General features: G+C 62.4%; 20 protein-coding genes and 1 pseudogene. 6 read left to right on the top strand and 15 right to left on the bottom strand.

The features are described from left to right. Nucleotides 1-332: 332 nt before the first annotated feature. The gene (gene ftsH / locus RX328_RS06385) at nucleotides 333-2,174 is read left to right on the top strand and encodes an ATP-dependent zinc metalloprotease FtsH (protein ID WP_213251957.1); all 1,842 of its coding nucleotides are present in this window, start codon (nucleotides 333-335) and stop codon (nucleotides 2,172-2,174) included. 2 nt (nucleotides 2,175-2,176) lie between these two features. On the opposite strand, the gene RX328_RS06380 is transcribed toward ftsH, so the two are convergent. Continuing rightward, nucleotides 2,177-3,052: a dihydrodipicolinate synthase family protein gene (locus RX328_RS06380; RefSeq protein WP_213251911.1), complete on the bottom strand. Its 876-nt coding sequence runs from the start codon at nucleotides 3,050-3,052 to the stop codon at nucleotides 2,177-2,179. A 509-nt stretch (nucleotides 3,053-3,561) separates the two neighbouring features. Between RX328_RS06380 and RX328_RS06375 the strand changes: the two genes are divergently transcribed. Beyond that, on the top strand, nucleotides 3,562-5,301 hold the full coding sequence (locus RX328_RS06375; protein WP_213251910.1) for a peroxidase family protein: 1,740 nt from the start codon (nucleotides 3,562-3,564) through the stop codon (nucleotides 5,299-5,301). A gap of 41 nt (nucleotides 5,302-5,342) precedes the next feature. Next, nucleotides 5,343-5,753 (top strand): hypothetical protein, encoded by a 411-nt coding sequence (locus tag RX328_RS06370; protein ID WP_213251909.1) that lies wholly within the window; start codon nucleotides 5,343-5,345, stop codon nucleotides 5,751-5,753. A gap of 4 nt (nucleotides 5,754-5,757) precedes the next feature. Here RX328_RS06370 and RX328_RS06365 read toward each other — a convergent pair whose 3' ends face one another. Continuing rightward, entirely contained in the window at nucleotides 5,758-7,866 is a 2,109-nt protein-coding gene (locus RX328_RS06365; RefSeq protein ID WP_213251908.1) for a BTAD domain-containing putative transcriptional regulator, read from the bottom strand. Nucleotides 7,867-7,905: 39 nt separating this feature from the next. Continuing rightward, a complete protein-coding gene (locus RX328_RS06360) occupies nucleotides 7,906-9,246 on the bottom strand; it encodes a YcaO-like family protein (protein ID WP_249726441.1) in 1,341 nt (446 codons plus the stop codon). Nucleotides 9,247-9,335: 89 nt separating this feature from the next. Here RX328_RS06360 and RX328_RS06355 point away from each other — a divergent pair, with 89 nt between their 5' ends. After that, nucleotides 9,336-9,890 (top strand): hypothetical protein, encoded by a 555-nt coding sequence (locus RX328_RS06355; RefSeq protein ID WP_213251906.1) that lies wholly within the window; start codon nucleotides 9,336-9,338, stop codon nucleotides 9,888-9,890. A gap of 63 nt (nucleotides 9,891-9,953) precedes the next feature. Here RX328_RS06355 and RX328_RS06350 read toward each other — a convergent pair whose 3' ends face one another. The 5 genes from RX328_RS06350 to RX328_RS06330 form a co-directional block, all read right to left on the bottom strand. Next, the gene (locus tag RX328_RS06350) at nucleotides 9,954-10,403 is read right to left on the bottom strand and encodes a helix-turn-helix domain-containing protein (RefSeq protein ID WP_213251905.1); all 450 of its coding nucleotides are present in this window, start codon (nucleotides 10,401-10,403) and stop codon (nucleotides 9,954-9,956) included. Between the two features lie 61 nt (nucleotides 10,404-10,464). Next, entirely contained in the window at nucleotides 10,465-10,821 is a 357-nt protein-coding gene (locus tag RX328_RS06345; RefSeq protein WP_213251904.1) for a hypothetical protein, read from the bottom strand. Nucleotides 10,822-11,054: 233 nt separating this feature from the next. Next, the gene (gene pgm / locus RX328_RS06340; RefSeq protein ID WP_213251903.1) at nucleotides 11,055-12,695 is read right to left on the bottom strand and encodes a phosphoglucomutase (alpha-D-glucose-1,6-bisphosphate-dependent); all 1,641 of its coding nucleotides are present in this window, start codon (nucleotides 12,693-12,695) and stop codon (nucleotides 11,055-11,057) included. Nucleotides 12,696-12,804: 109 nt separating this feature from the next. Further along, nucleotides 12,805-13,059, bottom strand: a complete 255-nt coding sequence (locus RX328_RS06335; RefSeq protein ID WP_213251902.1) for a DUF3551 domain-containing protein — start codon at nucleotides 13,057-13,059, stop codon at nucleotides 12,805-12,807. Between the two features lie 51 nt (nucleotides 13,060-13,110). Beyond that, a complete protein-coding gene (locus tag RX328_RS06330) occupies nucleotides 13,111-13,593 on the bottom strand; it encodes an acyl-CoA thioesterase (RefSeq protein ID WP_213251901.1) in 483 nt (160 codons plus the stop codon). A gap of 253 nt (nucleotides 13,594-13,846) precedes the next feature. Between RX328_RS06330 and RX328_RS06325 the strand changes: the two genes are divergently transcribed. Further along, a complete protein-coding gene (locus RX328_RS06325; RefSeq protein ID WP_213251900.1) occupies nucleotides 13,847-14,356 on the top strand; it encodes a MarR family winged helix-turn-helix transcriptional regulator in 510 nt (169 codons plus the stop codon). A 2-nt stretch (nucleotides 14,357-14,358) separates the two neighbouring features. On the opposite strand, the pseudogene RX328_RS43250 reads toward RX328_RS06325, so the two are convergent. Further along, nucleotides 14,359-16,000 (bottom strand): annotated as a pseudogene (locus RX328_RS43250) (ATP-dependent acyl-CoA ligase). 184 nt (nucleotides 16,001-16,184) lie between these two features. Here RX328_RS43250 and RX328_RS06310 point away from each other — a divergent pair. After that, entirely contained in the window at nucleotides 16,185-17,807 is a 1,623-nt protein-coding gene (locus RX328_RS06310) for an AMP-binding protein (protein ID WP_213251899.1), read from the top strand. Nucleotides 17,808-17,828: 21 nt separating this feature from the next. Here RX328_RS06310 and RX328_RS06305 read toward each other — a convergent pair whose 3' ends face one another. From RX328_RS06305 to RX328_RS06280, 6 genes are read right to left on the bottom strand one after another with little or no spacing between them, the layout of a single operon-like run. Continuing rightward, entirely contained in the window at nucleotides 17,829-18,986 is a 1,158-nt protein-coding gene (locus RX328_RS06305; RefSeq protein ID WP_213251898.1) for an ABC transporter substrate-binding protein, read from the bottom strand. A gap of 27 nt (nucleotides 18,987-19,013) precedes the next feature. Further along, on the bottom strand, nucleotides 19,014-19,799 hold the full coding sequence (locus tag RX328_RS06300; RefSeq protein WP_213251897.1) for a cyclase family protein: 786 nt from the start codon (nucleotides 19,797-19,799) through the stop codon (nucleotides 19,014-19,016). A 29-nt stretch (nucleotides 19,800-19,828) separates the two neighbouring features. Further along, nucleotides 19,829-21,070, bottom strand: a complete 1,242-nt coding sequence (locus tag RX328_RS06295; protein ID WP_213251896.1) for an SDR family NAD(P)-dependent oxidoreductase — start codon at nucleotides 21,068-21,070, stop codon at nucleotides 19,829-19,831. Next, entirely contained in the window at nucleotides 21,067-22,245 is a 1,179-nt protein-coding gene (locus RX328_RS06290) for a thiolase family protein (RefSeq protein ID WP_213251895.1), read from the bottom strand. Before RX328_RS06290 ends, RX328_RS06295 begins: the two co-directional genes overlap by 4 nt. A gap of 27 nt (nucleotides 22,246-22,272) precedes the next feature. Beyond that, nucleotides 22,273-22,701, bottom strand: coding sequence for an organic hydroperoxide resistance protein (locus RX328_RS06285; RefSeq protein ID WP_283772370.1), 429 nt, complete (start codon nucleotides 22,699-22,701; stop codon nucleotides 22,273-22,275). Between the two features lie 9 nt (nucleotides 22,702-22,710). Continuing rightward, nucleotides 22,711-23,511: an aspartate/glutamate racemase family protein gene (locus tag RX328_RS06280; RefSeq protein WP_213251894.1), complete on the bottom strand. Its 801-nt coding sequence runs from the start codon at nucleotides 23,509-23,511 to the stop codon at nucleotides 22,711-22,713. Nucleotides 23,512-23,791 lie beyond the last annotated feature (280 nt).

Genomic DNA, 23,791 nt, shown 5'->3' with positions numbered 1-23,791 from the left:
TAATGCCGCTCGCTTGCAAGGCGCGAAAGCGGGAGGCGGGATTTTCAGCCCGCTGTGGTGTCCGCGTGACAAACGCCCCGGCTGGCCGAAAGTTTCTGGTGTTTCAGAGGCTTGTTGGCGCACTAAAGACCCCCTGTCCTGCATCATCTGGGCAGCATCTAGGCAGCGCGATTTGTCGCGCAAGAAGTAGTCGCCATTGAAACCAAACCTCGCTGTTCCCATTGTCAGGAGACGCAGTCCAGGGCCACGGGCCTTATGGACCAGGTGAATGCGCCGACGCGCTTGCCGCGAGGGCGTGCGCCCGGAGTTCGATCATGAACAACAATTCGATGATGAACAACAAAACGCGCTTCAACGTCGGCTATGCGATCGCCGCCATCTTTGGCATCTTCATCATTCAATACTTCATTTCAACTGCCAGCCAGATCGCAGTCATCCCCTACAGCGAGTACCAACAGCTGCTGAAGCAGGGGAAGGTCGCGACCGTCGGTATCTCCGACCGGACCTTGCAGGGCACGTTGAAAGAGCCGCTGTCCGGTGGACAGAAACAGTTCGTCACTACTCGGGTCGACCAGGAGACCGCGCAGGAGCTCGAGAAATATAACGTCCGCTTCACCGGCCAGATCGAGAGCACCTTTCTCCGCGACCTGCTGTCATGGGTCATGCCGGTGCTGCTGTTCTTCGGCCTGTGGTGGTACATCGGCAAACGCACCATGGAAGGCGGAGGTCTCGGCGGCGGGCTGATGGCGATCGGCAAGAGCAAGGCCAAGATCTATGTCGAGTCCGATACCGGCGTCACGTTTGCCGACGTGGCCGGCGTCGACGAAGCCAAGGATGAGCTGCGCGAAGTCGTCGACTTCCTGAAAAATCCGACCGACTATGGACGGCTCGGAGGGCGCATGCCCAAAGGCGTGCTGCTGGTCGGTCCGCCCGGCACCGGCAAGACGCTGCTGGCCAAGGCGGTGGCCGGCGAGGCCAAGGTGCCGTTCTTCTCGATTTCAGGTTCGGAATTCGTCGAGATGTTCGTCGGCGTCGGCGCGGCGCGGGTGCGGGACCTGTTTCAGCAGGCACATCAGAAAGCGCCTGCCATCATCTTCATCGACGAACTCGATGCGCTCGGCCGCGCCCGCGGGATCGGGCCGTTTGCGGGCGGTCACGACGAGAAGGAGCAGACGCTCAATCAGCTTCTGGTCGAACTCGATGGCTTCGACTCGCGCTCCGGCCTCGTCATCCTGGCCGCCACCAACCGGCCTGAAATCCTCGATCCGGCGCTTCTGCGCGCCGGTCGCTTCGACCGCCAGGTGCTGGTCGACCGCCCCGACAAGAAGGGCCGCACCGAAATTCTTAAAGTTCATATGAAGAAGGTGCAGCTCGACTCCGGCGTTGATGCCGAGGCGGTCGCGGCACTGACGCCCGGTTTCACCGGCGCCGATCTTGCCAATCTGGTCAACGAAGCCGCGCTGCTGGCGACTCGGCGCGGCGCCACTGCCGTCGCAATGACCGATTTCAACAACGCCGTCGAGCGCATGGTCGCGGGGCTGGAGAAGCGAAACCGCCTGCTCAATCCGAAGGAGCGCGAGATCGTTGCCTATCACGAGATGGGTCACGCCTTGATCGCGCTGTCGCTGCCCGGCGTCGATCCCGTGCACAAGGTATCGATCATCCCGCGCGGCGTCGGCGCGCTCGGCTACACCATCCAGCGACCGATCGAAGATCGCTTCCTGATGACCAAGGAGGAACTGGAGAACAAGATGGCGGTGCTGCTCGGCGGCCGGGCGGCGGAGTTGATCGTATTCAACCACCTGTCCACCGGCGCCGCCGACGATCTTCGCCGCGTCACGGATATCGCCCGCAGCATGGTGACGCGCTACGGCATGTCCGAAAAACTCGGCGGCGTCGCCTACGAGCGTGATCCCGGCAACTTCTTGGCCGGGGCCGATCGGCCCTTCCCCACACGCGAGCGCGATTATGCCGACGAAACCGCTGCGGCAGTCGACGAGGAGGTTCGCGCGATCGTTGATCGGGTGTTCGAACGCGCGCAGGGCATCCTGAAGGCGCGCCGTGCGATCCTGGATCGTGCGGCGAAAAAATTGCTGGAGAAGGAAACCCTGGAGCAGAGCGACCTTGAGGCATTGATACGCGAAACACCGAAGGAGGCGCTGCGGGCGATCTAACCTTATCCGAGGTCGCGCAGCGCCGCCTCGACCACCTTGCGCTGCTCGGCCGTCAGCGCCGCCTGCGGCGGGATGGGATCGCCGACCGCGTAACCCTGAATCTCGAGTCCGGCCTTGATGCAGGCGGCCAGGTTGAACCGCGCAAAAGCCTCGTTGATGTGCCATAGCTTGCGCTGCAACGCCATCGCCTCATCCCAGCGCGCCGCCTTGCAAAGATTGTAGAGTTCGACGCTCTGCCGCGGGATGATGCAGGCAGGACCGGCCATCCAGCCCACCCCACCGATCAGCATCACCGCCGCTGGGATATGGGCGGATGCGGAGAACACGCGGATCGCCTGTCCACAGCGATTCATGATCGACAGCAGCCGGCCGGTATTGGTGGAGGCGTCCTTGATATAGCCGATGCGTGGATGGGTCGCGAGCCGCGCGATCACGTCGAGCGTGAGATCGGAGCGCTGGAATTGCGGATTGGTGTAGATCACGACGGGAATGTCGACCGCGTCGGCAATGGCGCGGAAATAGGATTCGACCTGCGCGTCGGCGACCGTGAAGTAAGCTTCCATGATCGCAAGAATTCCGTCGGCGCCGAGCTCTTGATACGCCTTCGCCTGCGCCACCGCATCCGCCGTCGATGTCGAGGCAACCCCGGCGATCACCGGCACGCGGCCATCAGCGGCTTCGATAGTGCCCTGCACGACGCTGGCACGCTGCGCCTGGTTGAGATAGGCGAACTCGCCGGTCGATCCCAGCGCCGTCAGCCCATGCACGCCTGCCTTGATGAGGTCGTCGCAGAGCCGGCCCAGCACTTCGGTGCGGATTTGGCCTGATCCATCGACTGGTGAGACCAGGTAGGGAAAGACGCCGTGAAAATCAGCCATGGAAGGAATATGCCTTCAGGAGAGTCCGGACCGCCATGGCTATCCGGAATACCGGCGCAAGACAACGATTCGCAAACGTGATGACCTGATCCCATGCGCCGAAGCAATGTCATGTTGGCTACCTTGAGCGGCTGCCGCGCGTGGGCCGCGACTCCATATCGGCATCTCAGCTCGATTGAATACTGGTCGGATCGATCGTCGGCGGCGGCTCGCCTTGCGCAGCGCCTGAAACAACAATCATCATCGCGAGCATAGCGCCGAAATGTCGCGCCGAGGATGCCGTCCTCAATGAGCTTCACGCGCCAAAAGCGCCTGCAGGTTCCGGATCATACCGTCGCACCACTTGCCGGAAAGCAGGGCCCGAGAAGCCGCGTCACGCGTTATGCACGCTGCACCACATGGCCAAAAGATGTCCACAGATGTTCACAGGTTCTAACGATTTAACTCACGATAATTTCACGACTTTCTTCGCACTCTCGCCGCCTTGACCAATCGCGAGAATAGTCTTGATGGCTGTGCAGAAGGTCACTGACGCATCCTCCTTCCGAACTTCCGAGCTCAATCCGCGCGGCTCTAATCCGCCAGCGACAGTTCGCGGCTTTCGTCACTTCCTCGGCACACCGGCTCCTTCGCAGCGCTTCCGCGCCTTCGGTATCGATCCGCTCGAGTCGCCGTCACACCATGCAAAGCTTCGCGGATTGATGCATCGCCTGTCACGGCGAATGGATGCTGCCATAAAATGGCCGCCACACCAGGCTCGATCGGCGGAACACTGGGAAAATCCCTTCATCCCCTCGGGCTACACTTATCTGCTGCAGTTCATTGCGCATGATTTGGTTCACTCGGCGATTCCGCTTTCGGTTGCGGGAGGGCTCGGCCGAGGGACGACCAATGCCCGTCGTACGCCGCTTCGGCTGGAAACGCTGTACGGCAGCGGCCCGGTCGGATCGCCGCACATCTATGCGCTCGACGCACCGAGCGACGACCGGCGCACCAAGCTGCGGCTCGGGCGAATGCGCTGGAAGGAAAAGCAATCGGCGACCGGCTGCCCATTTCGCGATATCGCACGGACCCCTGCCGAGAACGTGACGGGCATCGATCGCAGCATTGCGGGTGTCCGCATTGCCCTCACCGAAGCGCTGGTTGCCGATCCGCGCAATGACGATCACGCCGTAATGTCCCAGCTCACCGCGCTGTTTGCCCTGCTGCACAACGGGCTCGTCGATATCATTCGCCGCCATGAAGGCAATGCCGGGCCAAACGGCCAGTTCGGCGCCGCCTACAAGCGCTTCCTGTGCGCTCGCGGCGCATTGACGGCCATCTATCACAACGTCATCCGCAACGACCTGATGCGACGGGTGATTCATCCGGCAATCTACGCGAGCTACTGCGGGCCTGCCCCGCACTTCATCGACCGTGTCGCACCAACCGACGGTCCTGCGATCGGAGATTGGGAAATTCCGTTCGAGTTTTCGCACGGTGCGTTTCGCTTCGGTCACGCCATGGTGCGGCCCGAATACCAGATCAATGACCGGTCGCTCCACGACCTCAACAATACGCTTGAAAAGAGCTCGGTGAACGACCCGGCAAACATGCCGCTCGACGAAACCTGGATGGTGCAATGGTCGCGCTTTTTCGAGATTAACGGCTCGACGCCGAATTTGAGCCGCCGCATCGGACCGCATCTCAGCGATGGACTTGGCAATGACCAGATCTTTCCGGCGTTCGACGAGACGGAACGGGTCGGCCTGCTCTATCGCGACCTGCTCGGCGCGGGCCTCACCGGCATGTGGTCGGTAGATGCATTGATTGCCGAGATCGGCGGCAGGCAGCCGCATTTCATCGCCACCTCGCGCCTGCTTGCCGACCGCGCCTATCGCGTCAATCAGCTTCGCGAATGGCTCCTTTCGACCCCGGCCTACGGCGCACTGACGGATGAGGACATTGAAACCCTTTCGAACGATCCGCCGCTGCCGTTTTTCATCTTGTTCGAGGCGATGCAGCAGACGGAGGGCCTGCAACTCGGGCTGCTGGGTTCGATCATCGTTTCGGAAGTGATATTCGGAGCGCTCGCGAGCGTCCCGCAATCGGCCGGCGGCTCGCTCGCCGACCAACTGGATCTCGTTTCCCGCGAATTTTACCTGACGAACGTACTTCAGGAAGTTCCAGAGATCTCAAACATGGCGCAGTTGGTGGAGTTGACCACCGAAATTGCCGAGCTGCAGCAGGCCGTGCCTGCATTTTTGTGAGCGGAATTGTCCGTCTCGCGCAAACCGGAGGAGTAGAAACTATGGCCCTCGAACGAATGCAAGTGACCAACCATGAGCGCTGGGGCAACCTCGTAAAGACGTGGTCGACGGGCAAGAACTATCTTGACGACGACAACGAGTATCCGATCCCGACCACCGTCCAGGAATTCAAGGAGCAACTCGCCAAGGCGCAGGTGTTCATGACGGTGCCGGATCGTTTCAAGAAGGTGAAGTTCGTTGAGCAGGAGCTGGACACGATCGTGGTGCGCTTGCCGCCCGCCGCGGCGATCGCGGATTCCGAAGAGAAGCTCAGCAAGCCTGGCGCGACCTATCCACTTCCGCCGTTCTACAAGCGGCTGTTCAACGGGATGGATCCGGTGATTCCGGAAGCCGAAAAGTTCAAGGTGCATGCCGAGCGTATCGGCGACTACACCATCAGCTATTGCGCTTGATGACCTAGCTCCGCGCTAGGTGAACGATGCCGTCGACAGGGAGCCCTCCGCCATGCAAACTTTGGCGCAGGGTTTCCCATCGCTCCTTCACGCTGATGGGATGCGCTTGCATGACCCAGCGCGCCGCCGCCTCATCGGTCGGAGGAGAAGATCCGACCCAAAATGAGCGCAGGCCGTTCACGAAGCGCTGGACCTCCTGCTGCGCCAGCACGCGTTCCCCGAGCTGAAATAGCGCGGCGGCCCGCCATGCCGGCAGGACCTTGTTGATGCCTTGCGCGCGATCGCACGCCTCGATAGTTCCCTCATAGTCGCCGCAGAAGAATCGCACAGTGCTGTGATAAGCCCATTCAAGATAGGAAGGCGCAGGTGAGAGCGTCAGCGCTTGATCGGCCCTGAGCCGGGCCTGCTCGATTGATCCGCAAAAGACCTCATAGTGAGCGCTCGACAGCAACGTCCACGGGTCGTTGTCATTGAGCTCGCAGGCAAGCGCCATATGCGGCGCAGCTTCGGCTTCTCGAAGCGCCATCACATAGGACCAGCCGCAGCACAGATGCGCCCTGGAATCGACCGGGTCCAGTTGAACGGCGGTCTTCGCCAGCTCAAGAGTGGCCTTGGCCTTTTCCAGATCGCGAAAGATCCCGGGATGGACCAGATGTTCGATGTTGTTCATCTGCACGAGGCTGCTGTAGCAGGGCGAGAAACCCGGATTGTCGCGGATCGCATCGCGAAAGATGGCGACCGCCCGCCGCCAGCTTTCGGGATCGAACTTCGACATCAGGCTCTGTCCGCGCAGCCAGCGGTCATGCAGGTCGAGCGATACGTCAGGCTCGCCGGCCAACCGCATCAACCGTTCGGTCGAGAGCTGCACGTTCAGCGAGGTGGCGATCCGGCGGATGATGCGCTGCTGTGTTTCGAACCAGTTACCGAGGCCGAGCCGGAAGCTTTCGCTCCAGACATAAATCCCGGTGGTATCGTCCCGAAGCACCATCACGATGTTGATTTCAGCACCCGCCTGGTAGGCGGTGGTCTCGATGCAGTATTGCGGAGACGTACCCGCCGGAAGCACGAGGGCCGCCGGAGGACGATCGACGACGCTCCATTCCCGGAAGCGCACGAGACAGGCCGCGAGATGTTGGGAGAAACCCTGCACCAGATGGCTGTGGTCCTCGTCGACACCGTGCATCGCAAAGGGCCGCAGCACCAGGCGCGTCTTGGCAGGCGCATTGACCGGTGGCGACATCGGGACGACCGGCTGGAGAGCGGTCGCTCTGACCATCCTGACAGCGAATTCGTCATTCGCTGCCGAGGCTGTCCGATCGGCCGGCGCGCGCTCCAGAATACCGAGCTTGATGTTAGCAACGAGTTCTTCGGTGGCCGACGACGGCTCCATGGCGTAGTCGCGATCGAGCAGGTCCCACAGCGCCTTGTAGATGCGCAGCGCGCCGGCAATATCGCCTTCTTCCGCATGCGTACGCATCAGATAGCGGCAGGCGTATTCATGGGTCGGATCGAGATTGACGATCGCGGCCGCGATCCTCTTTTTGGATTCGTCGGGAACGCTTGCGGAGGTCAAGCCTTCGTCGAGATTGCGCATCAGCCGTTCATGGATGGTCTGCCGCTTGGCCAGCACCCACACCCGGAACGACGGGTCGAGATCGTCCATTCCTTCGAGCAACCGCCCGTCGAGCTGCGGGGTGTCGAGCAGCAGCGGATGAACGCGCCCGCCTTCGGCGAGCTGAATCACGCTTTCGATATCGACTTCGATTCGTCCGACGTCGAGGCCGATCAGCAGCCGCTCCGCGATGAAACCGTCATAGCCGACCTCCTCAAGCAACGATCGCAGTTCGCGGACGACCTGACGCAACGAGGCACGCGCCTTTTCCTCGTCGGAGCGGCTCCACAGCAGGCCGACCAACCGCTCGCGGCTCTCCTGCTTGGTCTCTGACAGCGCGAGATAGCTAAGGACCGCACCGGCCTTGCGGGTTCGCAATTCGATCGGCCGGCCGTTAAGCCGCAGGCCGAGCCGCCCGACCAGCGATACCGATAGACGCGGAGCGCTTTCGGGCGCCGCCGCGGCATTGTCTGATGTCATCGCGTTGGCACTGGCCGGCATGAAACGGTTTCCGGAACCGGTTGGTTAATTCCCGCCACTCTATATCAAAGGGACACCTCCGGTATAGGTTGCGCCACCCCCACTTCGCGCCATCGCATCCTGCAGCCTGGCCGTGACGATTTCGGATGGCTCGAGTTGCAGGCCTGGGGCAATCACGCGGACGACCGGAACGGCAAAACGCTGGCGCGTGAGTTCGAGGTAGAACGTCTCGATTCCGAGCTTTTCCAACCGCTGTACGATCAATCCAAATATGACGCTCGCCTCAGTTGCGGGAAAGGGCAGATGGGCCGCGCACTCTGCGACCGGCTGCAGCAATCTGCACTCGTCGGCATCGATTGCGGCGCGCTGCAGGTGGATGCGGTCCTGTGCGTTGAGCGCGTTATCGCCGCGTTCACTGCGTTTGGTTGCGACGACGATGTCGGCCAATTCGAGCTGGCACATTTCCAGAATCGCCGAGCGGACCGCGGCCTCAAGCGCCGGCCGCGCGGCGAGGCCGAAGGCAAAACCGGAACCATCCGCCCGGCAGGAGACCGCCGCGACGCAGGGCACGCCGATATCAGTCGTAATGTCGAGCAGCCATGTCCGGCGCAGCACCGGTGCGCCATGCCGAAGCTGCCGCAACAACCCCTCCGCCGCGATGCCCGCTTCATGCTGCGGCGGAATCGACCGCGGCAACTGACCGCCTCGCCACCACAGGCTAGCTGCATCGCGCTCGATCAATTCCAAAAGTCCATGCAGTGCTGCGGCGTCTCGTGACGGACCGGCGGCCGATCCGATGCTCAGCGGGAACGGCGGCGCAAACTCGCGTTGCGCTGGCGGCCGACGCAGGCAGATGTCCGCCGGAAGCCACACCTCGGTTCGGTCAGGCAGCCTTGTTGCGCGACACCAGGAAAGCGCTCGCTCCGGTTGCATGCGGCGTTCCGAAAGGGCAGCGACCAGCTCCAGCGCCTTCGGACCGAGTTTTCCGGCCCAATCGTCGACGCCGCGTTTGAGCAACAGGTCCGTTCCGGTTTGCAATTGAGAGAGGTACTCGATGCCCTCGCCGATGCAGCTCTGAAACGCTTCCCGCAACGTCAGACCGACGCCGGAAACGCCGACCAGGGGGCTTCCGTCATGCAAGGGATCAGCAAGCGCTGGATCGAATTGCGCGCCAAAGCTGATCAGGCCAGGCGCATCGGGCGAGGCCAGTTCGAACACGCGCGCAAATCGGGAAGCAGCGATCAGCAAATGAGCGCGATTCGCGAGCTGCGAATCAATCCTGTTGCTGGATTCTTCGGCATATTCCAGCGCCTCAAGGATGAGTCTGGCATCGTGATCGCCGACTGCGTCCACATCGTTGCCAAGAAGCAACGATGCAGCGCGCGCAAACAATTCCTGCATCGAATTTTCGGTACCGCTCACGGTGACCTCACGACTTAACGTGCAGACTCCGGACGTGAGGCCAGTCCGCCCTCGCCCTGGAGGAACTTATGCTCGCGAAAGCCTTCGTCATAGCCATGGCAGCAGATATTGCTCGATCGGATTACGCCAAGCCAACCTTGATTCGTAGCCGCAGCCGCGAGTGGCTGATCGCCTGCCGTTGGGGACCGGAGGGTGAATATCTTTCGATTGCGACAGCCGGCCCGATCACGGAGCCTCTCGCATTGGTTGCACCGCAGGCGATTGCGCCAATCCACAGCTTGGTCGGCGTGCTGGTTTCCGAATCGGAGACGCAATCCACCAGCACATTCCTGCTGGTGCGCCAGTTGCCTGCTGCGATCGAGCTTGCCGGCACGTTTTTTCCGGCCGACGGATACGTGCTGCTGCAGGATCACGGCGATATCGATCTCGTCTGCAAGACGCGCTATTCGCATAGCTGCGGCTGGCTCGACGGCAAGGAGATCCGCAAGGACATTCCTGATCCGGCACCCTATTCGGCTGAGGCGATGTCCTGGCATATCGAAGCAACGCGCCGTGACTGGATCGGCGAGTTCATTCCCGGCAGCAGGCCGCCGGAGCGGTTTGCGATGCGCGCGACCGGCTGAAGCCGCGATCTCCCGTGATCAAACGGGGCGGCACGAGATTGCCGCACGTCTTTCTACGGAAGACTATCCCCGCGAGGGAAACCTGCGCCGCTCATCGCGATCGACAGTATTCAGCCGGGCAACGGGGGCCCTCGCCCCCGGCGTTCGATCGGCGATGCTTTCGACCAGCTTGGCGACGCAAAGCCGCACGCGCGGGCTGGCCACTCGCGCATAGGCCTTGAGAACGCGCAATGCGCCCGGCTTGACGAGCAAATGAACCGGTGAATTCAAGCCGGCAGATCCGGGCTGGGAAGATTCGAACAACTCACCGACCGGGACGCCGAGCACGGAAGCGATTTGCGCCAACCGGCTGGTACCAACCCGGTTGGCGCCCCGCTCGTATTTCTGTACCTGTTGAAAAGTCACGCCGATGCGTTCCGCAAACATGGCTTGGCTGATGCCGCGGTTGACGCGAAACATACAAATCCGGGCGCCCACCATCGCATCAAGCGGGCCAGACTTCCTCGTCGCCATGGGTTGGCTCCCCAGCTATTCAAGCTGGGGATCCTAGCACAACCTCCGGGAGATGTAGGCGCTAATTTGCGATCCTGGGAAGCATCTTTATCCGCTTCTCCTCAGTGACATGCTCGATGGTCAACCGGCCCTTCGGGTCGATCGCTGCCTTCATGGCCGGCGGGTGACCGGTTTCAAGGAAATGCTGCAGGGCGGCACGGCTCTCGTCCGAGAGCGCGAACAGTCCGCGCATTAATTCAAAGAAGCCAGGTTCTTCCGCTACATAGAGCAGCTCGCGCAATTCCGCGCCGGTATATTGCCCCAAGGCCGTTACAAGCCATTCGGTTTGATCATTCGGATCGCTCTCCGGCACGCGATTCAGATAGTAGACAATCGATTCCGCACTCATTTCATCCCCCGCTACCTCGCGATAGCTCACAGGCCGCCCGTTCGGTACGGCTTTCTGGCAGCTAACTCCCGAGCCTAACACTGCGTGGGCTCTCGTGATTTCAGCGTGATCGCAAGCGCAACCGTGACCTGAAAATTCCGTTCCGGAGTTCCAGGCTGTGCCGAACTGGCGCAGGCTGCGCAGCCGGGCGCAATAATCCTCCGCCGTGCCAGGGCGGTCAGGCATTCCCGTTACGAACCGCCCAATCTGCCTCACCACGGCAGTCAGAAAGCCTTTGCAATGGCCTGCTGGGCGTCCTGCTGAATCGACTTCAGGTGATTCTGATCCCGAAAACTCTCGGCATAGATCTTGTAGACGTCTTCGGTGCCCGATGGCCGCGCGGCGAACCATCCCGCTTCGGACTCCACCTTGATGCCACCGAACGATTGATCGTTACCCGGCGCCCGGGTCCGAATCGCGCTGACCGGCTCACCTGCAAGCTGGTGCATGTTGAGCTGCTCCGGCCCGAGTGCCTTTAGTGCGCTCTTCTGTTTGGGCGTCGCCGGCACGTCAATCCGCTCGTAGAAGGGTACGCCCAGTTCGGCGGTCAGGGCGGCAAACTGCTGGCTCGGATCGCGGCCGGTGCGACCGAGGATTTCGGCGGCGAGCAGCCCCATCACCATGCCGTCCTTGTCGGTCGTCCAGACGGAGCCGTCGCGCTTGAGGAACGACGCGCCGGCGCTTTCCTCGCCCGCGAATCCGAAGCCGCCGGTGCCAAGGCCATCGACGAACCATTTGAAACCGACCGGGGTTTCGACCAGCTTCCGGTTCAGCTTTTTCGCGACACGGTCGATGATCGAACTGGAGACGATGGTCTTGCCGATGGCGGCCTTGCTGCCCCATTGCGGCCGATGCGCGAACAGGTACGCGATCGCCACCGCGAGAAAATGGTTCGGATTCATCAGCCCGCCGGTGCGCGTCACGATGCCGTGCCGATCGGCGTCGGTATCGTTGGCAAAGGCAACGTCGAACCTGTCGCGCATCTGGATCAGGCTTGCCATCGCGAACGGCGAGGAACAATCCATCCGGATCTTTCCATCCCAGTCCGCCGTCATGAAGCGAAACGTCGGGTCGACGGCGTCATTGACGATGGTCGCATCGATCCCATAACGCTCGATCAGCGGCGCCCAGTAGTGAACGGCGGCACCACCAAGCGGATCGATGCCGATCTTGACGCCGGAGGACTTGATCAGGGCCATGTCCACGGCATTGCCGAGATCGGCGACAAAGGGACTGACATAGTCGTGCAGATGCGTCGTGGGCGCCTTGCGGGCGCGTGCATACGGCATCCGCGCAACGCCCTTCATGTCGGCTTCCATGTAGGCGTTGGCGGCCTTTTCAACCTTGGCCGTCACGTCGGTATCGGCCGGTCCGCCATGCGGCGGGTTGTATTTGTACCCGCCATCCTCGGGCGGATTGTGCGAGGGCGTGATGACGACGCCATCGGCAAGTCCGCTCGTTCGCTCCTTGTTGTAACTCAGGATCGCACGCGAGATGACGGGCGTGGGCGTATAGCCGCCGCGCTCGTCAATCATGATGTCGACGCCGTTGGCGGCAAACACTTCCATCGCGCTCACCAGCGCCGGCTCCGCCAGCGCATGGGTATCGATGCCGATGAACAGCGGACCGTTCAGTCCCGTCTCGCGACGGTGATCGCAGATCGCCTGCGTCGTTGCCAGGATGTGATTTTCATTGAACGAGTTCTTCAGCGACGTCCCGCGATGCCCCGAGGTGCCGAACGCAACGCGCTGGGTGGGATCAGACGGATCCGGCTTCGACGCAAAATAGGCCGTTATCAACTGTGGTACGTTGACGAGGGAGACGGAATCGACCGGTTTGCCGGCAGCGGGATTGGGGGCAGTCACATGACCTCACGGAATGGTGGTTTCGCCGGATTATAGGTACAAGCGATGGCTTGGGCAAAATCGAGCGTAACGTCTGCGACGCAAGCCGATGCCATCTTAGCAAACGCCTTCAGTAAACGCCGCGCTGCCGGGGCGGTTTCCTGGCACCTTGTGCGAAATACGGATTATTGAAGCATTGAGCCCCGCGACCGGATGCGGACGCTGCGCACTGCCCCAGCGAAGCAAAGCTGCAGTCGATATGACCGCCACCAAACGCGTAGGTTTGCAGGCAAACCGGGTAGTTTGGATCATAGGTCTGGGCGCATGCGGGCGCGGACGCCAAGATCGTTCCGAGCGTCAGAATCGTGCTAACCAATACGCGCATTGGGAGCTCCTTCGGGACAACCGACAAGACAATGTAGATTTGGTCCGTATCTCAGACGGACGCAAGGTCGGCCGACGCATCGCAACCCGCCTGGTAATTTTTCAACGCAAGGCGCAGATCGTCAGGCAACACGATCGATTTGTGATCCACCAGCGAGGTCGTCACGGTCACGAAGGTGGACCGTACGCACTCGACGGCATCCTTGAATGCATGAACCGTGAGCGTCACCGAAGCGTGCCCGATATCGCGCTCGATGACTGCGACGTCGAGAACGTCGCCCATGCTGCTGGGCTTGGCGAAATCCGCCGAAACATGCGCATAGCCGAGGCCGGTTCGCCGTGTTCTGACCAGCTCATGATAGGGAAGCCCCAGCGCTTCGCCGTACCAATCCTCAATCACGCCGTTGAACAAGTTGAGATATTCCGGGGTGTAGACGATCCCGGCCGGATCGCAGGAGCCGAAGCGCACTGGAAGCCGCGTGCGCCAGATACCGCTCGGCAGCTCGGAGAGCGTTAGAGGTTCAAATTGGGCCATGGATGGGGGCTCATTTTTAGTTTAAGTATAAAATATTTTCTCACAGCTGGGCCCGGCTATGCAAAGTCGAGTATTGAAGCACGGCGTAGTCTGCCCCTATCGCGAATTCGCGCTGGAGCGCGACGCCGCATTTCCGGGCAAATTGGCCGCTTCCCAAGCATTTGATTTGGCCCTAAAGGATTTTAGGATCCACTGCAGAACCTGATTGCCGATCCGTCTGGCCGCACAACGGAACGTCGGGAGAGATGGATAGATGGCCGGCAAGGAGCTCGCGCTGATCGACGACGAGAACATGACTGAGCAGGATACAGACAACCGGGCCCAGGTCAGGGTTTGGCTTCGCCTCCTTGCCTGTACATCCTTGATCGGCGCCGAGCTGCGGCGCCATTTCCGCGAAGAGTTTGACTTCACGATGCCACGCTTCGACGTGCTGGCACAGCTCGATCGCGAGCCCGTCGGGTTAGTGCTGGGTGAGCTACCGAAGCGCCTGATGGTCACGGCCGGAAATCTGACGCCGATCGTGGATCGCCTGGTCGAAGACGGCTTTATCACGCGGTCGCCGTCGCCGCTCGACCGTCGCGTGCAGATCGTCTGCATGACGGCCGATGGCAGGAAGGCGTTCAGACGGATGGCAAAGAAGCACGCCCTCTGGCTGGCTTCGCTGCTTGCCGGGTTTCCGAAAGGACGGCTTGATGGATTGGTCAGGGAGCTCGACGATCTGAAAAACGCCGTGAAGCAAGCGACGGACCAAGCCCGCACCTGATCTTAACGACGCAGTTTGTATCCGGCAGCATCGCGGTCCCAGGTGTCGGGAGTCTTCCCAGCCTCGCGCAGCCCGACCTTGCGTATCTTGCCGTTCTCGGTCAACGGCATCTCGGTGACGATCCGGACAAAGCGCGGAATCGCGAAATAGGCCATCTTGCCCTCGCAGTGCCTGACGACATCGATCGGCTCAAGCTCACGCGCGGGTTCGAGCTGGACGGCCGCCGCAACCTCGTCTTCGCCGACTTCGGACGGCAGGGGATAGACGGCGCACGCGGCGATTGCCGGATGCTTCAGCAACACCTGCTCCACCTCCCAGGACGAAACATTCTCGCCGCGCCGACGGATGGAATCCTTCATTCGGTCAACGAAACGGTAGTGGCCGTCCGCATCGCGTACGACACGGTCACCGGTGCGAAACCACTCATTCCGCCAGGCTTCGGCCGTCTTGTCCGGCATTGCGAAATATCCCGTCGCAAACGCGAGCGGTTCGCGCGCGCGCAATAGCAGCTCGCCGGCCTCGCCGTCAGGCAGGGGTTCGTCCTCGGAGTTGACGATGCAAGCCTCCACGCCTTCGACGAGATAACCCATGGTGCCAGGGCGATCGGACGGGATCGTGCCCGCGAACACGAAATTCGTTTCGGTTGAGCCGTAGCCGTCGAGCAACGGCACGCCGAAGCGCTCAAGAAACGGGCCGTGAAATTGGCCGGGAACGCCGCCACCGAGCGACCCGCAGGAAATGCGCGGTATCGCCGGCAGATTTTGGCTGTGCCAGCAGCATCACGGCCATCGCGCCCAACAGATAGCCGACTGTCGCCTGATGCCGTCGCGCCGCCGCCCAGAAGCCCGAGGCGGAGAATTTCGGCTCGATCACGTAGGTGCAGCCGTTGAGGAGCGCCTGATAGGACGCGTTCAGGGCGTTGGTATGGAACAGCGGCAGCGTCGTGAATAGGACGTCGCCTTCGCGAATGTCGAGCGCACGCGCCGAATAGACGCCCCACCAGAACATCTGCGCCTGTGGGCAGCAAACGCCCTTGGAAGGACCCGTGGTGCCCGACGTATAGAGGATCGCGACCGTGTCGCCCGGCCGGACCGGCGCGGGCGGAGCTTCGTCGCCGAGCACGGGCAACGGCAAGATCGAGCCCGGCGCGACCGGAGACGCGACACCTTCGCCGATTGTCCAGACAGTATCCGGCGGCGCGACGTCGCTTTCCAACGTTTCGAGGGCCGGCACAAAGCAGGACTCGATCGCCAGCAGCTTCGGCGTCGAGTTGCGCAAGATATGGCTGAGCTGGATGCCGCGCAGTGCGGTGTTGATCGGCACGGTCACGGCGCCCATCCACGCGCAGCCGAGATAGATTTCCAGAAACTCTGGCCGGTTCGAGCACATCAGGGCAACGCGGTCACCGGCGCGAATTCCGGCCTGCATCAAGCGGGCAGCCGACGCAGCGGCAATTGCAGCCGTTTCAGCATAGCTCCATCGTGTTTCGCCAAAGACAAACAGGGTGCGGTCGCGATACTGCGCGGCCTGCCGCGTCAGAATGGTCGAGAGAATTCGATCCAACGGCGGAAAACGCTCAGCCGCCTGCGGCCAGATCGACCCGCCCCGCCGCTGCCCGGCCGCGCTGCCATCACCTGATTGCATACGCACCTCCTACTTCCAAGGCTACTCTCCAAGGTTCGCCGGGCAGGTCTGCGATAGATCGCTATTGGCCAGCAATATAGTTTAGGCTTAAAGTATTCGACGAAGACCGCTGCAGCAAGTGCTGAGTGCGGGCTTCCGGCCACCACCGTCCGGCGGCAGGACATGAATGGGAGCGACGTTCGCAATGAGTCTCAACATTCCGTATCGATCGCCGTCCGATGCTTTCGCCGCCACGGCTGCAAGGCGGCCGGACGCGCCATTCCTGCTGGCGCCCGCGAGTGCGCAACTGCCCTACGCACCGGAAGGATTCAACATCGAATACGGCGCGTTCAAGGCCGATGTTGACCGCGTTCGAGCCGAATACGCGGCCGCCGGCTACGGACGCGGCGCGCGGGTCGCCTTGCTGCTCGAAAATCGGCCGGTTTTCTTTCTGCATTGGCTCGCGCTCAATGCGCTCGGGGTTTCGATCGTTCCGATCAATCCGGACATACGCCCCGACGAACTATCCTTCCAGCTCGAGCTGTCACAGGCGGACCTGCTGGTGGCGACCCCGGATCGCATCCACGTGACGAAGGATGCAGCACTCGGACGTGCCCGCGTCATCGATACCGACAGCCGTATCCCGCCGTGCCGGACGGACGTCAGCGCCCAAACTCCCGAGTTCAATGATGAATGCGCGCTGCTGTTCACTTCAGGCAGCACCGGCAAGCCAAAGGGCTGCATGCTCTCGAACCGCTATTTCCTGCAGGTCGCCGACTGGTATCTCGCGCAGGGCGGCGTGGCCGAACTGCGGCCTGATCGCGAGATCAACCTGACGCCATTGCCGATGTTTCACATGAATGCACTCGGCTGCAGCGCTGTCGGCATGATGGTGCTCGGCGGCGCCGTGGTTCCGCTCGACCGCTTCCACGCCAATCGCTGGTGGCAGTGTGTGGCCGACAGCGGCGCAACGGTCGTACATTGTCTGGGCGTCATCCCGGCCATTCTGCTCCAACTGCCTGTAACTGAAGTAGAACGACAGCATCGGGTGCGCTTCGCCTTCGCGCCCGGCGTCGACGTCCGCCATCGTGCCACCTTCGAGGAGCGTTACCGCATCCCGATCGTCGAGGCCTGGGCGATGACCGAGACCGGCGGTGCGGCGGCAACGACCACCGCGCGTGAGCCGGCGGGATTTGGCGCGCGCTGCGTTGGCCGGCCATCATCAAGTATGGAGTATCGTCTCGTTGACGATCAGGGCGCCGATGTCGCGCCTGGAAAGCCTGGCGAATTGCTGGTCCGCGCCAAGGGCGACAATGCCCGGGCTGGCTTCTTCAGCGGTTACCTGAAGGACAAGGAGGCCACCGAAGCGGCCTGGCAGAATGGCTGGTTCCACACCGGCGATCTGGTGTTCGCTGACGAAGACGGCCTTCTGTATTTCTTCGATCGCAAGAAGACCATCGTGCGGCGCAGCGGCGAGAGCATTGGCGTGCTCGAGGTCGAGAGCGCGCTTTACATGGACACGCGCATCGGCGGCTGCGCGGTGACACCCGTCCCCGACGACATCCGCGGCGAAGAGGTTTTTGCTTTCATCGTGCCGAATGCGGAGGTCGACGATGCAGCCGCGCTCGCGGCTTCGATTGTCAAAACCTGCGCCGAGCGCCTCGCCTATCACAAGGTGCCCGGCTACGTCGCCATCGTCGACGAACTTCCCTTGTCGTCAACGCGCAAGCTCGCGCGGGGCGAGATCAAGACGTTGGCGGCTGCCGCAGTCAGCGCAAATCGCGCGATCGACATGCGCGCGCTGAAGGCGAAGCTGCGCCACGGCTGAGCCGCTCGCAGGCCGCTGCTATCATGGCAGCAGCTTGTATTTCCCGCCTTCGATCTGGACCAGTATCCGCGCGCGGCTATCGACGCCGTGACGGTCGGCCGGCGTATAGCTATAGATGCCGTGCGCGCCCACCACGTCCTTGGTCGTGAACAGGGCTTCGCGCAGCGCATTGCGAAAGGCTGGCGTCCCGGGCGTCGCTCCGGTCGCCTTGGCACGTCTGGCTGCATCCATGAACACCAGCCAGCCATCGAAGGCGTAGGGCGAAAATGCATCGGCTGGCGTCTCGCCATTGGCTTTCTCATAGGCGGTACGGAATGCGAGAACGACCTTGCGGATCGGATTGCTCTCGGGAAGCTGCTCGCCCGCCGTCACCGGCCCGGTCGGGCAGATGATGCCCTCGGCCGATTTGCCGGCGAGCCGCAGGAAATCCGCGCTGATCATGCCGTGATTACCGTAGAGCGGCCCCTTGTAACCGCGCTCGGACAGCGCAATCACGGGCAATGCACCGGGCGTTCCGGTGCCGCCCAGCATGATCGCATCGGGACGCGCGGAGACCGCGCGCAGCACCTGTGCGGTGACCGAGTTGTCCGAGCGAGCATAGCGTTCGTTGGCGATCACCTTGATGTCCGCCTTCTCGGCGCTTTGCAGCAGCGAATTATACATCAGGTCGCCAAAGGCGTCGGAGAAGCCGATGAAGGCCACGGTCTTTACGTTGCGGTTCTTCATGTGATCGACGATACCCTGGACGAGCAGCGGCGTCGGCTGCGGGGTTTGCACCACCCATGGCCCGCCCTCTCCGGCCGGCACTGGCGCGATCGGCGAGACCGCCACCATTGGGACCTTCATCTCGATAGCGGCGGTCGCCATCGCCAGCGTCTGCGGCGCGCCCGACGTGCCGATCAGGAAATCAACGTTTTCCTGCTCGACCAGCTTGCGGGCATTGCGCGTCGAGGCGGCCGGGTCCGAGCCGTCGTCAAGCTGGATGACGCGGACTTTCTCACCGTCGATCTCGCCGACATAGGTCTGACCCGCGGCCAGTCCCTTGGCGTTCGGCACGCCGATCGAGGACACCGGCCCGCTCAAGCCGGTGACGAAACCGACAAGGATTTCGGCATGGGCCGGCGCCATGGCGGCAAGCAAGATCGCGACGCCAATCAATAGAGTCTTCTTGTTTTCCATGATGTCACTCGATGTGTAAGAAAAGGTTCAACCCTGCCCAGGCACCAGCGCAAGCACGCGCAACGGACTGCCAGAGCCATTCTGGATTTTGAGCGGCGCGGCCACGATCACCGCGCCGGTTGGCGGAAGCTGATCGAGGTTACACAGGCACTGCAGGCCGTAACGTCCGCCGCCGTGAAGGAAATGATGCGCCGGATACGGAGGATCGAGATGCCCGGCCTGGCCGGCATCGGTGCCGATCGTCTCGGTGCCGAGGCCCATGATGCCACGCTCCTCGACGAGCCAGCGCATCACGGCTGCATCCGGCCCCGGCGTGTGCGCGCCGTCGTCTTTCAAGTTGGCATAGTCGCGCCAACCTTTCTTCGACCAGTCGGTACGCAGCAGCACCCAGTGCCGTTCCGGAATTCGCCCGTGGCTTTTTTCCCAGGCTTCGACCACCGGTATCGTCAAAAGGAAATCCGCATCCTTTGCGGCTTGCGCCGAGCAATCGATTACGCAGGCCGGCGCGATCATGTCGCGCACCGGCAACGTGTCGACGGCGTTGTTCGGCAGGTCCTTGCCGGTGAACCAGTGGATCGGCGCATCGAAATGCGTACCGGTGTGCTCCCCAAAGGTGAGATTGTTCCAGTACCAGGCGGGGCCATTCGCGTCGTAGCGCGAAATCTGCTGGATGCGGACCGGCGCGGCCTGACCAAAATCCGGCGGCAGCACGATGACCGGAAAATCGGGACTGAGGGTGAAGGTCAGATCGACGACGCGGACCGCGCCGGATGCAACCGCGCCGGCAAATTGCATGAGACTGTTGCTGTCCATTGCGCTTCTCCCGTTCTCAACAACCCTGCCTACGCCCCTAGCTCACGCTCGACTGCCTTGGGGTTGGCGGCCAGGCGCTGGCGAATGTCTTCGGCGACGTCTCCTACGAACACATCTTCAAGCCCGCGCTTGAGCGCCGACACGATCGCACTCGCCACCGCGCGGGGCGCCACCTTCGGCGGCGGCACCGTCTGGAACCATTCGATATCGAGCGGCCCGGTGAACACGTTCACCACCTTGACACCGCCGGGCCGAAGCTCCGCCCGCAGGCAGTGCGACAGCGACAGACAAGCAGCCTGTGACGCCGAATAGGCGCCGAACACCGGCCAGTTCGCCAGCGCATAGACGGAGAGGATATTGATCCAGGCAGCGGCGCTGTTGACGCCATCGGAGCCCCGCATCCGCATCGCCGGCCCGAACGCCTGCGCCAAATGCACGAAACCGAGATAGCTCTGGTCGATCTCATCGCGCACGACGCTGGTGCCTTGCCGATCGAGCAGCCCGCCGGCGCGGACATGCTCGGCCGTGTTCACGAGGATATCGACCTTGCCGCCGATATCGGCCGCCAGATCGGCGACCGACCTCTCGTCGCCGACATCGAGCGACACGATCTCGACGCCCTCCATGGCGCGTAATGCATCCTCGCCGCGGAACGGCTTCCACGGCTCGGCGAGGCCGACGAACACGATCGACGCGCCCGCCGCCTTCAGTGCAGCCACCGTTTCCTGACCGACGATGCTGCGCCCGTTGGTCACCAGAACGCGCCGGAATTTTGGATCAGCCGTCATCTCACGCCACTGCCTGTCATCCGTCATGTTGGGGGTCTCACGTTCGGGGTGCGCGAAGGCGACGGCCTGCCCGCTCTTGTCCAGTTGGAACGACATCACAACCGGCCTGCCCTCTTCGCAATCGGCATGCAGGTGCGTCACGAGGGTTGGCCCGCACTCCATCGCAACCAGGCCGATGCGCCATGGCGCGCGCTCGCGGAAGTGCACGTCCGCCGGGACATGCAGCGTCGTTTCGGACAAAAGCGTCCCTCGCCGCGGCGCGTCCGTGAGGGCGAGATCGGCGGAAAGGCACGTGGGGCATGCATCGCGCGCCGGATAACAGAACGTTCCGCAGGCACCACAGCGCTGCAGCATGAAGCGCCCCTCGGCGGCGGCCCGCGTGAAACCGTGCGACGGGCGGCTGCGTGCGCGCGGCGGCGACGTCGGCAGCCGCGTCCGCTGCAAAGGGTTCTTCCGGCGCGGTTTGATGATCGGTTCGATCATGAGCCCGGTCCCGCGAGAATCGCCGCTCCCGAAGCAAGGCCACGATCATAGTTGATCATTCCAAAACCCGAAGCCAACCCGACACGTGCATCCCTAACCTGCGTCGGACCGGCTTGCCCAAGAACCTGGCGCAGGGCCTCGACCACGCCGAGATAGGCGCCTCCCGCACCGGCCTGCCCGACCGATAACTGGCCACCGGAGGTGTTGTGCGGGAAGGTGCCGTCGATCGTGAGATCGTGCTGCCGAACGAAATCGGGCCCTTCGCCCTTCCGGCAGAAGCCGAGGTCCTCGAATTGCATCATCGAGATCACCGGATAATCGTCGTAGGTCTCGACGAAATCGAGATCATCCGGCTTGACGCCGGCCATCGCGTAGAGCTCATCGATATCCATCGCCCATCCGCCACGCACCTGAACGGGGTCGTCGCCGAATGCATTGTGGCGCTCGATCGTGCTAAGAATTTTGGCGGCGGGCAGGTTGAGGGACGCGGCGACATCCTCGTCCATCACGAGAAACGCCTCCGCACCGGCGCACGGCATAACGCAGTCGAACAAATGGATCGGATCGGCGATCGGCCGCGCCGACATGTATTGCTCGATGGTCAGCGGCGCTTTCATCAGGGCGTTGGGATTGCGGAGCGCATTGCTGCGCTGGGCGACGGCGATTTTGCCGAAATCCTCGCGCTTGGCGCCGAACGTTCGCATGTAGTTGCGCGCGATCAACGCAAAGCTCGCATTGGCGCCGCCCGCGCCATAGGGATAGACGGCGTCCTGGTTGAAGCGCGAGAAATTTTCCAGCGTGGAGCGGAAGGAATCGACGTGGTTGGTATCTCCAGCCACGCAAGCCACGATGCGCGCGTCGCCGGCCTGCACCGCCCGCGCGGCGCGGCGGAGCGCCGCGATCGCGCTCGCGCCGCCTAGCGGAATGGTGTCGATCCATCGCACGCACAAGCCGAAATGCTGGGTGAGCCCGATCCCGCTATCGAGCCCCGCCGTAAAACTCGAAACGCAGAAACCATCGATGTCGCGCGGCGTGATGCCGGCGCCGTCAACCAGCGCCTTCAGCGCGCGGCCGATCCACCACTGCGCGCTCTCGATCGAGTAGCGCACGTAGGGTATCGTCACCGGAACCGCCATCACGACCCGATCATAAGGTGTTCGGATGGAGTTTTGCATCGGAGTGCCGGTGTTCCTGTGAGCCGTTCAGAGTACAGTCAACTTGACGTCGATATTGCCGCGCGTTGCGTTGGAATAGGGGCAGCGTTCGTGCGCGCCGGCCACGACTTCCTCGGCGACGGATTTCTCCAGCCCGGGAAGCAGCACCTTGAGTTCGACCGTGAGCGCATAGCCTACAGCGACCGGTCCCATGCCTACTTTGGCGGTGACGGTCGGCTCTGCAGACGGCGTGATCTTCCTTGTGCGTGCGACAAGTTTGACCGCGCCTAGGAAACACGCGGCGTATCCGGCGGCAAAGAGCTGCTCGGGATTGGTCCCCGGTCCGCCCGGCCCACCCAGTGATTTCGGCAACGACAGCGACACCGAGAGAAGCCCGTCATCGCTCGCAGCCTTGCCGTCGCGCCCGCCGGTCGCCGTTACCTCGGCTTCATACAGAATCTTGTCTGGCTGCAGCATGTCTTGTCCTTACCGGTTCTTTGCTTTGTCGGCGTGCGTACGCGCTACCGTCGCGCGGAAATCCTGGCGGGCACGGTCATTGGCCAACGCGAAGCTGGGCCCCCGGCTCGGCTCGGTGCCGTTGAGGCGGTGCAGTTGCACCCACATCTCGGCGCTCTTCAGCGCCACCGCCGCGCAGTTCACCACGGGCGCATAGCCGATCTTGAAACCACGCTCGCTCGCAATCAGTAGACCGGGCAACACGCCGGCCGGAATGATGACGTCGGCGCCGCGATCGACCAGCGGCTGGGCGCAGGCCGTAAAGTCGCTCAGCATGCGTACCTTCGCCGCCGCATCGCCTGCAAACGCGGCGCTGAAATCTTCGGGACGGCAGCCCATGCCGGTGACATGCACCACACGGCCGGAAAGTCCGTAGCGATCGGCCTGCTCGTAATGCCAAACTTCGAAAGCTGAATCGAGCGTGACAAGGCCGAGCCGACGGCCGAGTTGCGAGGCCGCCAGCAGCGTGGCTTCGCCGGTGCCGACCACCGGGATAGTCAGCGCCGAACGCAGTTCGTACAATCCCGGATCCTGGAAGTGGCCCATGACGTAGGCGTCGAAGCCGCTCTCCTGCGCTGCGAGTCCGTTGTCGACCGCCTGAATGGCACAACGGAATTCGCTCAAGCGGCCGAAGTCGCGGTCGGCGGGCGTGATGCCCTCTACGTGGACGCTGGTGCCGGGCGCCGCGATCTCGTTCAGATAGGCCGCAAGCCGTGCCATGTAGGGCGCGCTAGTAGCCTGATCGACGAAGCTCTGCCAGAAGATGCGCACAGCGGATATCCCGTTCACAGGCGACGCGTGCCGATCGGTCCTCAAATACACCGCAGTCTGAGAGAACACTACGACATTCACAAGCCGGCGATGTGAAAGCGCACGATAGCGTAGCGCCATTCCCCTCGACCGAAATATTTCAACCACAAAATAATTTTCGCGTCAATTGAACGGCTTTCCGACGACCGCTGCGCGCGACAAGACCGAATTGCCGAAAGGACAGGCAGAGAGCGCCTCACCCTCTTGCATAGGCGAATTCAGCTTTCGCGCTTGCACGCGC

Source organism: Bradyrhizobium sp. sBnM-33, from assembly GCF_032917945.1.
Taxonomy (GTDB): Bacteria; Pseudomonadota; Alphaproteobacteria; order Rhizobiales; family Xanthobacteraceae; genus Bradyrhizobium.
The sequence above is the reverse complement of the archived record's forward strand: the minus strand, read 5'-3'. Positions and strand labels throughout refer to the sequence as shown.